Raw genomic sequence first — 15,265 nt, 5'->3', positions numbered from 1 at the left:
TCTAACCCGCCGCCCTCAGCGCAGTAGGAAGATCACGCCACCTCCACCCCCACATACCGTGCCCGGGGCCGGATCAGCGCCCCGGTCTGGCCCTGCTCGATGGCGTGGGCGATCCAGCCGGCGCAGCGGGCGACAGCGAAGAGGGCGAAGGGCGCCTCGCGGGGCAGCTTCAGGGCGTCGGACATCGCCACCAGGGCGAAGTCGATATTGGGCGCCAGGCCGGTGATGTCCTCCACCGCCCCGCGCAGGCTGGCCATCTCCGGGGTGAGCTGGAAGCGGTCCAGCAGCGCGGCGGCGCGGGGGTCGTGGTCGGGATAGAGCTGGTGGCCGAAGCCCGGCAGCAGGCGGTCCTCCGCCAGGCGCGCGGCGATGACGCTCCGCGCGCCGCTCTGCGCCGCCTCGGCCGCGAAACCCCGGATCGCCGCCGGCGCCCCGCCGTGGCGGGGACCTGAGAGGGTGGCCAGGCCCGCGAGCGCCGCGGCGGCCAGGGAGGCTCCCGTGGAGGCGGCCACCCGGGCGGCGAAGGCCGAGGGGTTGAGTTCGTGGTCGGCCAGCAGCACCAGCACCCGGCGCACCAGGTCGGCCCCCGGGCCGCCGGGGCCGAGGCCCCAGGCGAAGGCCAGGCGGTTGTGGATCGCCCCGCCCCCTACCTCGCCGGCGATGGCGTCGGTGAGCACGTCCAGCAGGGTGGCGGCCTCCACCGCCAGGGCCAGGGGATGGCGGCCCAGGGCCGGCGGGTCCACCCCCGCCCGGGCGGCCAGGGCCAGGAAGGCGCGGGCGGTCATGTCGGGGGCGTCGGGCGGCAGGGGACGGTCGGTGCGCTTGAGCGCCGCCCCATGGCCGCCCCGCAGCAGGCGGGCGACGGACTCCAGGGTCTCTGTCTCCGCCAGCTCCACCGCGTCGCGGCCCCGATAGAACAGCCGGCCCTGGGCGATGGTGGTGATGGCCGAGACCAGCACCGGCTCGCCCCAGGCGATGGCGCCGGCCGCCACCTCCGAGGCCTTGCGGCTGCGGGTCTTACGCTGAACCAGGGCGGCGATGTCGGCGGCCCGGTAGAGGCTGCGGCGGGGGTCGCGCGGGTCGATGCGGGTCTGGACCCGGCCGCGGCTGACATAGGCGTAGAGGGTCTGGGGCCGCACGCCCAGCTTCGTACGGGCCTCGTCGGCGCCGATCCAGTCGGGGGTCTTGGTCAGGGGCATCTGATGTTGATTATGTTGATCAAGATTGACGCCCCAAGCTTGGCGGCAAATATCGCCCTTAGCAAGTTTGGAAAAAAGGAGGTCCTCCCATGACGGACGGACTGGAAGACGTCGTCGCCGCCCACACCGTGATGTCCGACGTGGACGGCGCGGCCGGACGGCTGATCATCCGCGGCCGGTCCCTGGACGATCTGGCGGGACGGGCCACCTTCGAGGAGGTCACCCGGCTGCTGTGGGACGGGTTCTTCGACCACCTGCCCGCCGACCTGGCCGGACCCCTGGCCGCCGCCAGGGCCGAGGTGTTCGCCGAGGTCTCGGCCATGGACACCGGCATCCTGGCGCTCAGCCCCATCGAGGCCATGCGGGCGCTCACCGCCCGGCTGGCGGACGGTGACGACCTGGCCGTCGCCCTGCGGCTGCTGGCCGCCCCGGCGGTGTTCACCGCCGCCGTGGTGCGGGGCCAGGCGGGCGAGGCGCCCATCGCGCCCGACACCTCCCTCGGCCACGCCGCCGACATCCTGCGCATGCTGGGCAAGGCGCCCAGTCAGGCCGAGGCAGAGGCCCTGGACACCTATCTGGTGACGGTGAGCGACCACGGGCTGAACGCCTCGACCTTCGCCGCCCGCGTGGTGGCCTCGACCCGGGCGGGCCTCGGCTCGGCGGTGCTGGCCGGCATCAGCGCCCTGAAGGGCCCGCTGCACGGCGGCGCGCCGGGGCCGATCATCGACATGCTGGACGGCATCGAGACGGCGGAGAACGCCCGGCCCTGGATCGAGGCGGCCCTGGCCCGCGGCGACCGGCTGATGGGCTTCGGCCACCGGGTCTACCGGGTGCGCGACCCCCGCGCCGACGCGCTGAAGGGCGCGATCCGTCGGATGGGCACCCGGGCCGGCCGGCTGGAATTCGCCGAGGCCGTGGAACGCGCCGTGCTGGAGATCCTCAAGGCCCACAAGCCTGACCGGTCCCTGGACACCAATGTGGAGTTCTACACCGCGCTCTTGCTGGAGGCGCTGGCCTTCCCGCCCCAGGCCTTCACCTGTGTGTTCGCCATGGGCCGCACGGCGGGCTGGATCGCCCACGCCCGCGAGCAGCTGGCCGGAGGCCGCCTGATCCGGCCGCAGTCCGTCTATGTGGGACCGACGCCCCGCGCTGCGGCGTGATGACCTGAGAGTCGTTAGCGCTGGGGCGGCGGGCGCGGCCGCACTAGATAGAGGCCATGCACGCCCCCGCCGGCCTCGACCCCAAGACCGCCGCCGCCCTCACCCGGCGGATCACCCTGCTGTCGGTGGCCACCGCCGCCGTGCTGGTGGCGATCAAGGCGGGGGTCTGGCTGATCTCCGGCTCGGTGGCGCTCCTAGCCTCGGCGGCGGACTCGGGGCTGGATCTGATCGCCAGCCTGGTGACCTTCTACGCCGTCCGCTACGCCCAGGCACCGCCGGACGCCGAGCACCGCTTCGGGCACGGTAAGGCCGAGGCCTTCGCCAGCCTGACCCAGGCGGGCCTGGTCTTCGCCTCGGCCGCCCTGATCGGTCGCGAGGCCATCGTCCACATCCTGCACCCCGCCCCGGTCCAGAACGAGGGCTGGGCGGTGGCGGTGATGGCCATCTCCACGGTGCTCACCGGCCTGCTGATCGTGGCCCAGGGCCGGGTGCTGAAACAGACCAGCTCCGTGGCGGTCTCCGGCGACCGGGCCCACTACCTCACCGACGTGGCTTCCAACATCATCGCCCTGGCAGGCATCGGGGCGGCCGCCTGGCTGGGCTGGTTCGCGCTGGACGCCTTCGCGGGCCTGGCGGTGGCGGCCCTGCTGCTGTGGGCGGCGATCGGGGTGTTCCGCGAGGCCTCGGGCCAGCTGCTGGACGCCGAACTGCCCGAGGTCGACCGCGCCCGGGTGGTGGCCCTGGTGGCCCAGGACGCCCGGCTGACCGACGTCCACCAGCTGCGCACCCGGGCCTCGGGCCCCTATGTCCACATGCAGATGCACGTCGACCTCGATCCCGACCTGACCCTGGAGGACGCCCACCGGGTGATCGTCGAGGCGGAGAAGCGGATCCTGGAGCATTTCCCCCACGCCGACATCCTGATTCACGCCGACCCGCGCGGCCGGGCCGAGCCGCATGGCGGGGCCTTCGCCGAGCACGCTCAGTAAACGCGCCCTTAACGCAGGCCGTGCTAGGCCGCATCGCCCATGTCCCCCGAACGCGTCCTGCACCACTTCCCCCTCGATCCCGCCTCCCGCCAGGTGCGCCTGGCCCTGGGCGAAAAGCGCCTGGCCTTCTCCGAGAACCCGGTGCGCTATTGGGAGCGACCCAAGGAGCTGGTGGCGCTCAACGCCTCGGGCCTGACCCCGGTGCTCACCGAAGGGCCCCTGGTGCTCTGCGAGAGCCGGGCGATCCTGGACCATCTGGAAGAGACCTATCCCGAGCCGGCCCTGCTGGGCCGCGAGCCCGCCGAACGGGCCGAGGCCAGGCGGCTGCTGCAGTGGTTCGACCGCAAGTTCGACTACGAGGTCGGCGGCTTCATCCTGCACGAGAAGATGGAGAAGCGGCTGCTGGGCCTGGGCGCCCCGGACCTGGCCGCCCTGCGCCAGGGGCGCGAGGCCCTGCGCGGCCACATGGTCTATATCGACAGCCTGCTGGCCGAGCGCGATTGGCTGGCCGGCCAGCGCCTGTCCCTGGCCGATTTCGCCGCCGCGGCCCACCTCTCGGTGATCGACTATTTCGGCGACGTGCCCTGGGCGGACTTCCAGGCGGTCAAGACCTGGTACATGAAGCTGAAATCGAGGCCGGCCTTCCGGCCGCTGCTGGCCGACCGCTGGCCCGGCCTCGCGCCGGCGCCGCATTATGACGACCTCGACTTCTGAACTGATCGCCGCCAAGGCCGCCGAGCTGGGCTTCGACGCCTGCCGCTTCGCCCGCGTCGATGCGCCCTGGACCGCCGGCGATCGCCTCCAGCAGTTCATCGGCCATGGCCGCCACGGCGAGATGGCCTGGATGGCCGACACCGCCGAGCGCCGCGCCCACCCCAACGCCATGTGGAACGGCGCGCGTTCGGCCATCATGCTGGGGGTGAACTACGGCCCCGACACCAATCCGCTGGAGGCCCTGGCGCACAAAGACCGGGGCGTGATCTCGGTCTATGCCCAGGGGGACGACTATCACGAGCTGATCAAGGGGCGACTGAAGCAGCTGGCCTCCTGGCTGGCGAGCCGGTTCGGCGGCGAGCTGAAGGTGTTCGTCGACACCGCCCCCCTGATGGAAAAGCCCCTGGCCGCCCAGGCCGGCCTCGGCTGGCAGGGCAAGCACACCAACCTGGTGAGCCGCGAGTTCGGCTCCTGGCTGTTCCTGGGCTCCATCCTGACGGAGCTGGAGCTCGAGGCCGACACGCCGGAGACCGACCACTGCGGGTCCTGCCAGGCCTGTCTGGACATCTGCCCGACCAGGGCCTTCCCCGCGCCCTACCAGCTGGATGCGCGGCGCTGCATCTCCTACCTGACCATCGAGCTGAAGGGGCCGATCCCGCGGGAGTTCCGCGGGCCGATGGGCAACCGCATCTATGGCTGCGACGACTGCCTGGCGGTCTGCCCCTGGAACAAGTTCGCCGCCACCGCGCGCGAACAGCGGCTGCAGGCCCGCGACGCCCTGAAGGCGCCGGCCCTCGCCGAGCTGGCGGCCCTGGACGACGCCGGCTTCCGCGCCCTGTTCTCCAAGAGCCCGGTCAAGCGGATCGGGCGCGACCGGTTCGTGAGGAACGTGCTCTACGCCATCGGCAATTCCGGCGAGCCCCGCCTGGCGGCGGAGGCCGAGCGGCGGCTGGACGATCCGTCGCCCCTGGTGCGCGGGGCGGCGGTCTGGGCGCTGTCGCGGCTGCTGCCGGCCGAGGTCTTCGCCGACCTGAGGGCCCGCCACGTCCCCGCCGAGGCCGACGGGGACGTGCGCGCCGAGTGGGCCTAGGCGGCCTGGCGCAGGCCGGTCAGGGCGACGGACAGGGCGTCCCACGCGCCCGCCGGCAGCGCGCCGCGGACGCCGGCCGCCACCGCCTCATAGACCTCCGGCGGGGCGCCGGACCGCAGGTCGGCCATCAGCATCACCCGCTCCTGGGGGCTGGCGGCGGCGACGATCAGCTTGAAATAGGCCACCAGACGATCGAGGGGGATCGAGGCCTTGATGCGGTTGTGGATGGCCTCCAGCGCCGCGTCGTCGAACAGATCCTGCAGGCGCGGCAGGGCTTCCTCCTCCTCGCGGGCCATGTGCAGCAGATCCTCTCCCAGGTGACGCGAGAAGCGCAGGTAGAGGCGGTGGCCGGCCCGGCCGCGCCCCTCCCCCTCGGCCCGCTCCACCTCGGCGATGGCTTGGTCCAGGCCCTCGAAGGCGGCGCGATGATCGTCATGGTCGTGGTCGAGGCGCACGCCGAGGCCCGGCGTCGCCTCGCGCAGGATCACATTGATCTCGCCGTCCTCGTGATCGAGGTGCTTGGCCAGAAGGACCAGGTGCGCGCGCAGCTGCTCGAGCAGGTCGCCGCTGGCCTGGGGGTCGCTCCAGTCGACACAGCCCAGGGCGGTCAGCAGGCGCGTGGACCCCAGGCGGAGGCCCTTGTGGATCGGGCCGTAGAAGTCGTGACGTTCAGACATAGGTTCTCCTTCGCCGCCCACCGCGGGCGGCCATTGCTGTCGAAAGTGGGAGGGCGGCGAGCTGGCGGCGTCAGACCGCGACGGGATCGCGCCGACGCTCGGTCCAGGCGTCGAGCTGGGCCCGGGCCTTGCCGCGCGCCATCGAAAGCACCTCATCGCGCCGGGGCGTGGGGACGGCGAGTTCGACGACGTAGCCGTTGGGGTCGCGGAAATAGGTCGAGCGGATGAAGTCGTGATCCGACGGGCCCCGGACCTCGAGGTCCCGCGCCCTGGCGGCCGTGACCGCCGCCTGCACCGCGGCCAGATCGGCCGCCAGGGCGATGTGCAGGTCGAAGTCGTGCTGCGGCTTGAACGCGAAGGGCTGGTCGGGGACCTCGAAGAAGGCCAGGAACGAGCCGTCGCGGATCTCGAAGAAGCTGTGCAGGGCTTCGATGGGACGGCCGGTGGCGCTGGTCTTCAGTTCGAGGACCGCGGCCAGGGGCAGGCCGATCACGTCTTCATAGAAGGCGCGGGTCTCTTCGCTGTCCCGGCAGCGGAAGGCCATGTGGTGGAGCTGATTGATCATGGTCGACGCCTTATGCCGCGGGCCGGATACGCAGGTTGAAGGGGATGAAGCGCGGGGGGCGCGCTGAACTCTTGGCCGGGGTGATATCTCCGGAGAACAGCGTTCTCAATCCGCACTATTGCCAAGCTGTGCTGCGAATATGCAGTATCGGCCCATGGACTGGGACGATCTCCGCATCGTGCTGGCGGTGGCTCGGTCAGGGGCGGCCCTGAGCGCGGCGCGGGCGCTGGGCGTCAACCAGACCACCGTGATCCGCCGCATCTCCCAGATCGAATGCGCCGTGGGCGCGCAGCTCTTCGAGCGCCAGAGGACGGGCTATCGCCTGACCGAGCTGGGGGCGCGCGTCGCCGAGACCGCCGAGCGCATGGAGCGGGAGGTCCAGGCCCTGACCAGCCTGCTGGAGGCGCAACACCGGGCGCTGAGCGGCGTGGTCCGCCTGACCACCAGCGAGATCCTGGCCAACTACCTGGTGGCGCCCTGCCTGCTTCAGTTCCAGAAGCGGCATCCGGGCGTGCTGATCGAGCTCATCACCCAGGATCGCCGCCTGGACCTGGCCCGCGGCGAGGCCGAGGTGGCCCTGCGGGCGGGATCGCGGCCGGAGGGCGCGGGCGTCGTCGCGCGCCGCATGTGCGACGCGGCCTGGAACGTCTATTGCAGCCGGGCCTATGCGGAGGAGCACGGCGCGCCCCGGCGGCGGGAGGATCTGCCCGGCCACAGCATCATCGGCATGGAGGGACTGATGGCCAACGTCCCCCAGCCGATGTGGCTGCAGGCCTCGGCGCCCGACGCGGTGATCCGCTTCCGCTCCAACAGCCTGACCAACCTGGTCTCGAACCTGCGGGCCGGCCTGGGGGTCGCCATGCTTCCGTGTTTCGTGGGCGACGGCGAGCCGGACCTCCTTAGGTGCCTCCCGCGGATCGCCGAGCTGGACTCCGAGCTCTGGCTGATCGTGCGCGAGGACATGCGCAACGCCCCCCACGTGCGCGCCTTCGCCGACTTCCTGGCCGAGTACATCCACGGGGAGAGGCCCCGCCTGCAGGCCCGATGAGCGGCCTCAGGCCTGCCAGGTGGCCGGAGGCGCGTCGGCCTGGGCGGCCTTCGCCTTCCGGAATCCCTCGCGGTCCTGCAGCCGCGCCCAATAGTCCCGGATAGCCGGACTGAACCGCTCATTCAGGCCGAGCGTCTCCGCCAGCAGCAGGGCGTAGCCCACCGAGATGTCGGCGCCCGTGAACCGCCCGGCGCAGTACCACCCGCCGTTGGCGGCCAGGCGGGGCTCCAGGCCCTTGAGACGGGCGTTGAACCAGCGGCCGTAGTCCTCGGCCACCTGGGGGTTGCGGCGCTCCTTCGGCTCCAGTCGCGTGTAGCGGAGCACCAGAGTCTGGGGAAAGGTGAGCGTCGCCTCGCCGAAGTGCAGGCCGTTCAGCCAGTCGCCATAGGCGGGGTCGCCGGGCTCCACCGAGAGCGCCGTGGGCCCGTCGCGGGTGGCGAGATACTGGACGATGGCCGCGCTCTCGGTCATCCGCGTCGCCCCGTCCACCAGCAGGGGGATGGTGCCCAGCGGGTTCTCCGCCAGATAGTCCGGCGCCAGGGCCCGGGGCGGGAAGGGCAGCAGCTTCAGCTCATAGGCCAGGCGCAGCTCCTCCAGGGCCCAGAGGGCCCGGAAGGAGCGCGCATCGGCGCAGTGATAGAGAACCAGACCCAACGGCATTTATCCTTGGTCGCGTGACGGGCGCCAGATCAGGCGTCCACTTCTGGCTGTCACGCGCCTAGTCGGCGTAGATGGCGGCGCGCTTCTGCATGTTGGACATCACCGCCTCCACCTGGTTGGGGGAGCCGATCAGGGCGCCCTGCTCCTGGCTCTCGGCCAGCAGGATGGCGTGCTGGTCGGCGTCGTGGACCATGTCCAGCAGGCGCTTGGAGCCGCGGATGGCGTCGGGGCTCTTGCCGGCGATCTCGGCGGCCAGCGCCAGGGCCTCCTCCAGGGGATCGGAGCAGACGCGGGTGGCGAAGCCCAGGCGATAGGCCTCCTCGCCGTTGAAGATACGGCCGGTATAGGTCAGCTCCCGGGCCACGTCGTCGCGCACAAGACGCTTCATCAGCACCAGGCCGCCCATGTCGGGCACCAGGCCCCACTTGATCTCCATCACCGCCATGCGGGCGTCGGGGGTGACGAACCGCAGGTCGGCGCCCAGGGCCAGCTGGAAGCCGCCACCGAAGGCCACGCCGTGGATGGCGGCGATCACCGGGACCACCTGTTCGCGCCAGACCATCACCGCGTGCTGGGCGCGGTTGGAGCCGCCGGCGGTGCGCTTCGGGGTCAGCAGGGCCTCGCCGGTGGAGGACTGACCGCCCGAGCGCTCGCCCGAGGCCATCTTGCCGAAATTGCCCATGTCGAGGCCGGCGCAGAAGGCGCGGCCTTCGCCGGAGAGCACGATGGCGCGGACGCCCTTGCGGGTCTTCAGCTCCTCACCCGTGTCGATCAGGGCCTGAAACATGTGGTCGTCGAGGGCGTTCATCTTGTCGGCGCGGACCAAGCGCACGTCGGCGACGCCGTCCTTCATCTCAACCTTGATGCGGTCTTCCATGGGGCGGGCTCCTTCAAATGGGCTTGGCGCGGACGGCGATATAGCCGGCGCGGGGGAAATGGATGTGCAGGGCGCCCAGCTCGGCGGAGTCGCGGGCGATCACCAGACGGTCGGGGGTGGCGGCCACCAGGGCGCCGGCGATGGGGTCGCGGCCGTAGTCGTCGGCCATCACCGTCACGTGGGTTCCCGGCGCCAGGCCCAGGGGGTCGGCGGGGTCGTGGGCCGGCGGGATGCGGGGCCGGGTGTCGCGGGCGATCTCCAGGGCCACGTGGGGCGCCATCTCGGTGCGGATCCCCTCCCCGAGGGCGGCCATGCGCTCACGCCAGGCCGGCAGGCGGGACAGGCCCGCCATCAGGGCGGCGGCCGTGGCCGGCAGGGCCCGATCCAGCCAGATCACGTTCATATAGGCCGCCACGTCGGCCAGGCCGGGCGTCTCGCCGGACAGGAAGGGCTGGGTAGCCAGGCCCCGGTCGATCCAGGCCGCGTGGGCCCGCCACTGGGGCCGCATCACCCCGGCGGCGGCCTTCATGGCCGCCACGTCGAAGGGGCGGCCCGAGAGCTTCTCGCGATCCTCGATGAAGGCCCGGGGCACGGCGTCCCCCAGCTCGCCGAAGATCACCGGCACGGTGGTCTGGAAGAACAGCCGGTCGGCCCAGAAATTCACCGCCCAGGCGGGGCCCGTCGCTGCTGGCGGCTGCGGGGCGATGGCCTCGATCTCGGCCAGGATGACCTGGGTGTCGCAATAGACGTCGGCGCCGATCTGCATCACCGGCGCCCGGCGATAGCCGCCGGTGAGCGGGGTGAGGTCGGGCTTGGGCATCATGTTCGGCGTGATCACCGAGGACCAGGCCAGGCCCTTCAGCCCCAGGAAGCAACGCACCTTCTGGGAGAAGGGCGAGGCCTCATAGTGGTGCAGGATGATCCCGGTCATGACGTCCGTCCCCGGCGGGTCTGAGGCGCCCGCGCGGGATCACGCTGTCACGGAATCCGCCCCGCGGAAACCGTGACGCGGGGGCACGGTCCCCCTATTCCGCCGTCCAGCCGCCGTCCACCGACAGGTTGGCGCCGGTCATCTGCTTGGCGGCCGGCGAGCAGAGGAAGACCGCGATGGCGGCGACCTCCTCAGGCGTGACGAACTGCTTGGTGGGCTGGGCCTCCAGCAGGACGTCGTTGATCACCTGTTCGCGGGTCAGGCCGCGCGAGGCCATGGTGGCGGGGATCTGGTTCTCCACCAGGGGGGTCCAGACATAGCCCGGGCTGATGCAGTTGACCGTCACCCCGAAGGTGGCCAGCTCCAGGGCCGCGGTCTTGGTCAGGCCGGCGATGCCGTGCTTGGCGGCGACATAGGCCGACTTGAAGGGGGAGGCCACCAGGGAGTGGGCGGAGGCTGTCGAGATGATCCGGCCCCAGCCGCGGGCCTTCATGCCCGGCACGGCGGCGCGGATGGCGTGGAAGGCGGCGGTCAGGTTGATGGCGATGATCTGGTCCCACTTCTCCACCGGGAAGTCCTCGATGGGGGAGACGAACTGGATGCCGGCGTTGTTGACGAGGACATCGACGGCGCCGAGTTCCTTCTCGGCGGTGGCGATCATGGCGGCGATCTCGTCGCCCTTGGTCATGTCGGCAGGGGAATAGAGGCAGCGGACGCCGAACTCGCTTTCGATGCCGGAGCGCTCCTTCTCGATGTCTTCGGGCTTGCCGAAGCCGTTGATCATGACGTTGGCGCCCTCGGCGGCCAGCGCGCGGGCGATGGCCAGGCCGATGCCGCTGGTGGAGCCGGTGACGACGGCGGATTTGTCTTTCAGGATCATGCGGGCGTCCTTGGGGCCGGAGAGCTGGGTTCGTCGCGATTGGGGTCGAAGGCCTTGGCCTCGCCGGCGGCCGGCGTGGCCAGGCGCTTCTGCAGGGCGTGGCGGGCGTCCTCGACGCCGGAGGACCAGTGGTCGAGCATGGTCTGGCGGGAGAACTCGAAGTCGGCGAAGCCGCCCTCGTAGGGCTTGCGGCGGTAGATAAGCTGGACCACCGCCACCGAGCTCTCCCGGGCCAGGCCCGACAGGAAGGCCACATTGGGATCGGCCGCCAGCTCCTGGGGCAGGATCTTGACCAGGGCGCGGATCGCCGCCTTGGCCTGGCGCAGTTTCAGGTTGGCGTCGGTGTTGAGCCGGGTGCGGCTGGAGAAGCGGATGTCCTTCTCCCGCTCGGCGGCCTCGGCGAGCGTCCGGGGCATGGGGCCCCGCGCATTGAACAGATCTACCTGGTGGATCAGCAGGTCGTCCTGCTCGTCCTCGTCCAGCACGTATTCCAGGGGGGTGTTGGAGACGATGCCGCCGTCCCAGTACCACTGACCCTCGATCTCCACCGGCGGGAAGCCGGGGGGCAGGGCGCCGGAGGCCATGATGTGCTCGGGGCCGATCCTCTGATGGTCGTTGTCGAAATAGGCGAAGTTGCCGGTGTGGATATTGACCGCGCCGACGCTCAGCCGGGTCTCGCCGGCGTTGAGGCGGTCGAAGTCCACCAGCCGTTCCAGCGTCGCCTTCAGGGGGGCGGTGTCATAGAGGCTGAGCGCCCCGGGCGAACCGGGCGGCTGGAACACCGGCCCGGGGATGCGCGGGGTGAAGAAGCCCGGCGCCCCCAGGGTGGCGGTCCAGGCGGCGCTGGCGTCGCTGACCATGGCCCGGCCGTGATCGCCGAAGCTGGCGATCGGCGGCTCCCAGCCCGAGGACACCAGGGTCCAGAACTCCCGCAGGCGGGCCACCCGCGTCTCCGGGGGGTTGCCGGCGATGATGGCGCAGTTGATCGCCCCGATGGAGATGCCCGCCAGCCAGTCCGGCTGGGCCCCGGCCTCGTGCAGGGCCTCATAGACCCCGGCCTGGTAGGAGCCGAGCGCGCCGCCGCCCTGCAGGACCAGGACGTGGCGGGGGGTGGGGGTGTCGGAGATCGGCATGGCGACCGGTGTGAGAAGCCGAAGGATGGTCGGCTATCCACGCTCATATTGCGGCGCACAAAAGGCGCAAGGAGATTTGTCGGGACCCCCGGCCGCGCGCGCCCAGGGCGGCGAGGGCGGCGCGCCTAGACCGCCTTGCCGTCCAGGATCGGAATGGCCGGCTCGGTGGAGACGCTCTCGATGATCGGCGCCTCGGCGTATTGGGCGTCGCGGTCGTCGAGGTCGCGGCGGATCTGGGCGTGGCGGTCGGCGTCCAGGCGCCAGCCGACGACGCAGGCGCCCCCCAGCATCACGAAGATGATCGGGCCGGCGATATAGGCCCATTCCAGGCTGCGGATGGCCGACGGCGTGTTCACCGCCCCCTCGGCGGCCTTGTAGCCGAGCCTCGCCAGCAGGGGGAAGGTCAGGCCGATGGAGAAGGCCGAGGCGATCTTGGCGGCCAGGGAATTGAGCGCATAGATCAGGCTCAGCCGCTCCTGGCCCTGTTCCAGCCGCACCTCGTCGCCGACATCGGCCAGCATGGCGCGGATCATCAGGTCGAAACCGGCGGCCATGAAGCCGCACCAGAACATCACCGGGATCGCCGCCGCCACATTGGCCTTGGGCACCACCAGCACCATGCACAGGCCGAGGGAATAGGCCGTGGTGGTGACCATCAGGGTGCGGTGCTTGGAGAGCCGGCGCGCGATCAGGGCGGTCAGTGGGGCGCCGACGATCCCGGCCAGGATATAGACCAGCAGCAGGGCCGAGGCCTGGGTGGGGGTGAAGCCGCGGCTGTCGGTGAAGAAGAAGACATAGAGGGCGCTCATCCAGCCCGGGCCCAGGGTCAGGGCCATCTGGGCGAGGAACAGCCGCAGCAGGTCGGGCTTCACCAGCAGGGAGACGTAGTCGCGCAGGCGGAACTGCGGGTGGCCGGTCTCCGGCGCGATGCGCTCGGGGGTGCGGAACACCATCCAGGCCATGGAGACCGGGATCAGCCAGAAGATGAACCAGCCCATGTCGGGCACGATCTCGGCGGTGCTGCGGTGCAGGGCGTTGGCGCCGATGGGGATCAGCAGGACCACGACGGCCCCGATGACGCCAAGCGCCGCCACCACGCCGAACAGGCGCGAGCGCTCGTGATACTCGGTCGACAGGTTCGCCCCCCAGGCGGAGTGGCCGAGGCCGAGGATCGAGGTCCCCAGATAGAAGATCAGCAGCCAGCCGATCAGATAGAGCGAGCCGATGCCGTGGGGCGCCTGGAAGAGGGCGTAGGTGGCCAGCATCAGGATCGGGGCCCCGATGATCATCCAGAACCGGTAGCGGCCGATCCGGGTGCGGGTGCGGTCCATGACCAGGCCGAGGACGGGATCGACCCCGATGTCCAGCAGCCGGACGATGGCCCAGGCGCTGCCCACCACCGTCAGGCTGACCCCGAGATGGCTGGCGAAATAGGGGGGCAGATAGACCGCCACGGCGACGGCGAGCGCGCCCAGCGGCAGGTTGGAGAGCGAGAAGCCCAGGATGGTGGGCAGGCCGAGCCTGCTGGAGCCTGACGCGCCCTGATTCACGAAGCCTGCTCCCGATCGGCGCCGATCAACCGCGGCGCTCTGACGCGGCACAGGAAGCGATTTCCCGCGGCGAGGGCAAGGGCCGACACGAAGGATGACAACAAATACATCAAGCCGGAACCGGGGCTCCCTGGGTCTCGGCCTGGTTGGGGTGGGTGACGTAGAAGTCCAGTTGCGCCAGCAGGTCGGTCCAGGCCTGGTCGATATCCGGCGTCCAGTCGGCGCCGATCACCTCGCGGACGGTGGCGGCCACGGTCCCGAAGAACACCCGGAAGACGTCGGGGGGCACGTCGTAGCCGGCGTGGTTGACCACCTCGGTCTGGATCAGGGTGTGGGCGTAGAGGCGCTCGCCGATGAAATCCAGGATGGCCGAGAACACCTTGGACAGCATCTCGCCGCGGATCGCCCAGTTGGTGTCGCCCCAGAACATCGCCTCCATCTGCGGATGGTCGGCGAACAGCCGGGCATAGACGAGCGGCGTGAGATCCTCGCAGCGTTCGGCCGCCAGCTCCAGGCTCCGCTCGATGAGTTCTGCGTTCATGATCGCCTCCCGCGAGATGTTGACGCGATCATCGCGCGCCCTCAGCTTATCGGCAATCACCTAGGTGGGTCCGGCGCTCCCGCCGAGCCCGCCGAGGGTGGAAATCTTAGGGGTGAGACGACCTTGACCGCAGACCTGTTCGCCCCCCTGAGCTTCGCCCATGGCCCGGCGATGAAGAACCGCTTCATGCTGGCGCCCCTCACCAACCTGCAGAGCCACCCCGACGGGACGATGAGCGAGGACGAGTTCCGCTGGCTGACCCTGAGGGCGCAGGGCGGGTTTGGCCTGACCATGACCTGCGCGGCCCACGTCCAGCGGATCGGCCAGGGCTTCCCCGGTCAGATGGGGATCTGGTCGGACGCCCACCTGCCGGGCCTGACCCGGCTGGCGGCCGCCATCAAGGCCGCGGGCAGCCTGGCGGTGGTGCAGCTGCACCACGCCGGCTTCCGCTCGCCCAAGGCCCTGATCGGCGAGGCGCCGGTGGGGCCCTCCGACGACGAGGCCACCGGCTCCCGGGGCCTGTCCACCACCGAGGTGGAGCAGCTGGTGGAGGACTTCGTGCTCGCCGCCCTGCGCGCCAGGACCGCGGGCTTCGACGGGGTCGAGATCCACGGGGCCCACTCCTACATCCTCTGCCAGTTCCTCAGCGCGGGGCTGAACCGCCGCACCGACCGCTACGGCGGCTCGGCGGAGAACCGTGGGCGGGTGATCGTCGAGGTCCTGAAGGGCGTGCGCGAGCGCTGCGGCGAGGGCTTCCTGCTGGGCCTGCGCCTGTCGCCGGAGCGGTTCGACCTCGACCTCAAGGAGATCGCCGACTTCGCCCAGAACGTGATGCGCGCGGGCCTGATCGACTTCCTCGACATGTCCCTCTGGGACGCCTTCAAGGAGCCTGCGGACCCGGCCTATCAGGGGCGCAGCCTGATGAGCTACTTCACCGAACTGGACCGCGGGAATGTCCGCCTGGGGGTGGCGGGCAAGATCATGAGCGCCGCCGACGCCCGGGCCATGCTGGCGGCGGGCGCAGACTTCGTCCTGCTGGGCCGGGCGGCCATCCTGCACCACGACTACCCTCGGAAAGTCGCCGCCGATCCGGATTTCAAGCCGGTCAGCCTGCCGGTGACGCCCGAATACCTGAAGGCCGAGGGCCTGGGCCCGGCCTTCGTCGGCTATATGTCCACCTGGAAGGGCTTCGTCACCGAACCGGAGGCGGCGGAGGCCTGAGTGGGCCGCGCGCCCTGGCCTTGCGGGCCG

At 71.0% G+C, this 15,265-nt stretch carries 16 protein-coding genes; 6 read left to right on the top strand and 10 right to left on the bottom strand.

The features are described 5' to 3' along the window. Nucleotides 1-32: 32 nt before the first annotated feature. On the bottom strand, nucleotides 33-1,199 hold the full coding sequence (locus tag ACO06I_RS17355) for a citrate/2-methylcitrate synthase (protein WP_421933875.1): 1,167 nt from the start codon (nucleotides 1,197-1,199) through the stop codon (nucleotides 33-35). Nucleotides 1,200-1,288: 89 nt separating this feature from the next. Between ACO06I_RS17355 and ACO06I_RS17350 the strand changes: the two genes are divergently transcribed. From ACO06I_RS17350 to queG, 4 genes are read left to right on the top strand one after another with little or no spacing between them, the layout of a single operon-like run. Further along, nucleotides 1,289-2,359 carry a citrate synthase/methylcitrate synthase gene (locus ACO06I_RS17350; protein WP_421933874.1) on the top strand — a complete coding sequence of 357 codons (1,071 nt, stop codon included), beginning with the start codon at nucleotides 1,289-1,291 and terminating at the stop codon, nucleotides 2,357-2,359. 56 nt (nucleotides 2,360-2,415) lie between these two features. Continuing rightward, nucleotides 2,416-3,348, top strand: a complete 933-nt coding sequence (locus tag ACO06I_RS17345; protein WP_421933873.1) for a cation diffusion facilitator family transporter — start codon at nucleotides 2,416-2,418, stop codon at nucleotides 3,346-3,348. 39 nt (nucleotides 3,349-3,387) lie between these two features. Then, on the top strand, nucleotides 3,388-4,062 hold the full coding sequence (locus ACO06I_RS17340; RefSeq protein ID WP_421933872.1) for a glutathione S-transferase family protein: 675 nt from the start codon (nucleotides 3,388-3,390) through the stop codon (nucleotides 4,060-4,062). Then, nucleotides 4,043-5,152, top strand: coding sequence for a tRNA epoxyqueuosine(34) reductase QueG (queG, locus tag ACO06I_RS17335; RefSeq protein ID WP_421933871.1), 1,110 nt, complete (start codon nucleotides 4,043-4,045; stop codon nucleotides 5,150-5,152). The genes ACO06I_RS17340 and queG overlap by 20 nt, the downstream gene beginning before the upstream one ends. On the opposite strand, the gene ACO06I_RS17330 is transcribed toward queG, so the two are convergent. Both ACO06I_RS17330 and ACO06I_RS17325 read right to left on the bottom strand, forming a co-directional pair. Then, complete coding sequence (locus ACO06I_RS17330) at nucleotides 5,149-5,829, bottom strand: hypothetical protein (RefSeq protein ID WP_421933870.1); 681 nt, start codon at nucleotides 5,827-5,829, stop codon at nucleotides 5,149-5,151. The two genes, queG and ACO06I_RS17330, sit on opposite strands and share 4 nt — an antisense overlap. 70 nt (nucleotides 5,830-5,899) lie before the next feature. After that, a complete protein-coding gene (locus tag ACO06I_RS17325) occupies nucleotides 5,900-6,394 on the bottom strand; it encodes a VOC family protein (protein WP_421933869.1) in 495 nt (164 codons plus the stop codon). A gap of 154 nt (nucleotides 6,395-6,548) precedes the next feature. Here ACO06I_RS17325 and ACO06I_RS17320 point away from each other — a divergent pair, with 154 nt between their 5' ends. Further along, the gene (locus ACO06I_RS17320; RefSeq protein WP_421933868.1) at nucleotides 6,549-7,442 is read left to right on the top strand and encodes a LysR family transcriptional regulator; all 894 of its coding nucleotides are present in this window, start codon (nucleotides 6,549-6,551) and stop codon (nucleotides 7,440-7,442) included. Nucleotides 7,443-7,448: 6 nt separating this feature from the next. Here ACO06I_RS17320 and ACO06I_RS17315 read toward each other — a convergent pair whose 3' ends face one another. From ACO06I_RS17315 to ACO06I_RS17285, 7 genes are all read right to left on the bottom strand, one after another. Next, the gene (locus tag ACO06I_RS17315; protein ID WP_421933867.1) at nucleotides 7,449-8,096 is read right to left on the bottom strand and encodes a glutathione S-transferase family protein; all 648 of its coding nucleotides are present in this window, start codon (nucleotides 8,094-8,096) and stop codon (nucleotides 7,449-7,451) included. 64 nt (nucleotides 8,097-8,160) lie between these two features. Beyond that, complete coding sequence (locus ACO06I_RS17310) at nucleotides 8,161-8,979, bottom strand: crotonase/enoyl-CoA hydratase family protein (RefSeq protein ID WP_421933866.1); 819 nt, start codon at nucleotides 8,977-8,979, stop codon at nucleotides 8,161-8,163. A 13-nt stretch (nucleotides 8,980-8,992) separates the two neighbouring features. Then, nucleotides 8,993-9,910: a glutathione S-transferase family protein gene (locus ACO06I_RS17305; protein ID WP_421933865.1), complete on the bottom strand. Its 918-nt coding sequence runs from the start codon at nucleotides 9,908-9,910 to the stop codon at nucleotides 8,993-8,995. Nucleotides 9,911-10,004: 94 nt separating this feature from the next. Beyond that, on the bottom strand, nucleotides 10,005-10,790 hold the full coding sequence (locus tag ACO06I_RS17300; protein ID WP_421933864.1) for a 3-hydroxybutyrate dehydrogenase: 786 nt from the start codon (nucleotides 10,788-10,790) through the stop codon (nucleotides 10,005-10,007). After that, on the bottom strand, nucleotides 10,787-11,923 hold the full coding sequence (locus tag ACO06I_RS17295) for a patatin-like phospholipase family protein (protein ID WP_421933863.1): 1,137 nt from the start codon (nucleotides 11,921-11,923) through the stop codon (nucleotides 10,787-10,789). Before ACO06I_RS17295 ends, ACO06I_RS17300 begins: the two co-directional genes overlap by 4 nt. A 125-nt stretch (nucleotides 11,924-12,048) precedes the next feature. Continuing rightward, nucleotides 12,049-13,473, bottom strand: a complete 1,425-nt coding sequence (locus tag ACO06I_RS17290; RefSeq protein WP_421933862.1) for an MFS transporter — start codon at nucleotides 13,471-13,473, stop codon at nucleotides 12,049-12,051. 109 nt (nucleotides 13,474-13,582) lie between these two features. After that, a complete protein-coding gene (locus ACO06I_RS17285; protein ID WP_421933861.1) occupies nucleotides 13,583-14,014 on the bottom strand; it encodes a globin domain-containing protein in 432 nt (143 codons plus the stop codon). A 123-nt stretch (nucleotides 14,015-14,137) separates the two neighbouring features. Here ACO06I_RS17285 and ACO06I_RS17280 point away from each other — a divergent pair, with 123 nt between their 5' ends. Beyond that, nucleotides 14,138-15,235 carry an NADH:flavin oxidoreductase gene (locus ACO06I_RS17280; protein WP_421933860.1) on the top strand — a complete coding sequence of 366 codons (1,098 nt, stop codon included), beginning with the start codon at nucleotides 14,138-14,140 and terminating at the stop codon, nucleotides 15,233-15,235. Nucleotides 15,236-15,265 lie beyond the last annotated feature (30 nt).

Origin of the sequence: Phenylobacterium sp. (assembly GCF_965229015.1) — a bacterium.
Classification (GTDB): domain Bacteria; phylum Pseudomonadota; class Alphaproteobacteria; order Caulobacterales; family Caulobacteraceae; genus Phenylobacterium.
This window is presented reverse-complemented; position numbering and strand designations above follow the sequence as displayed.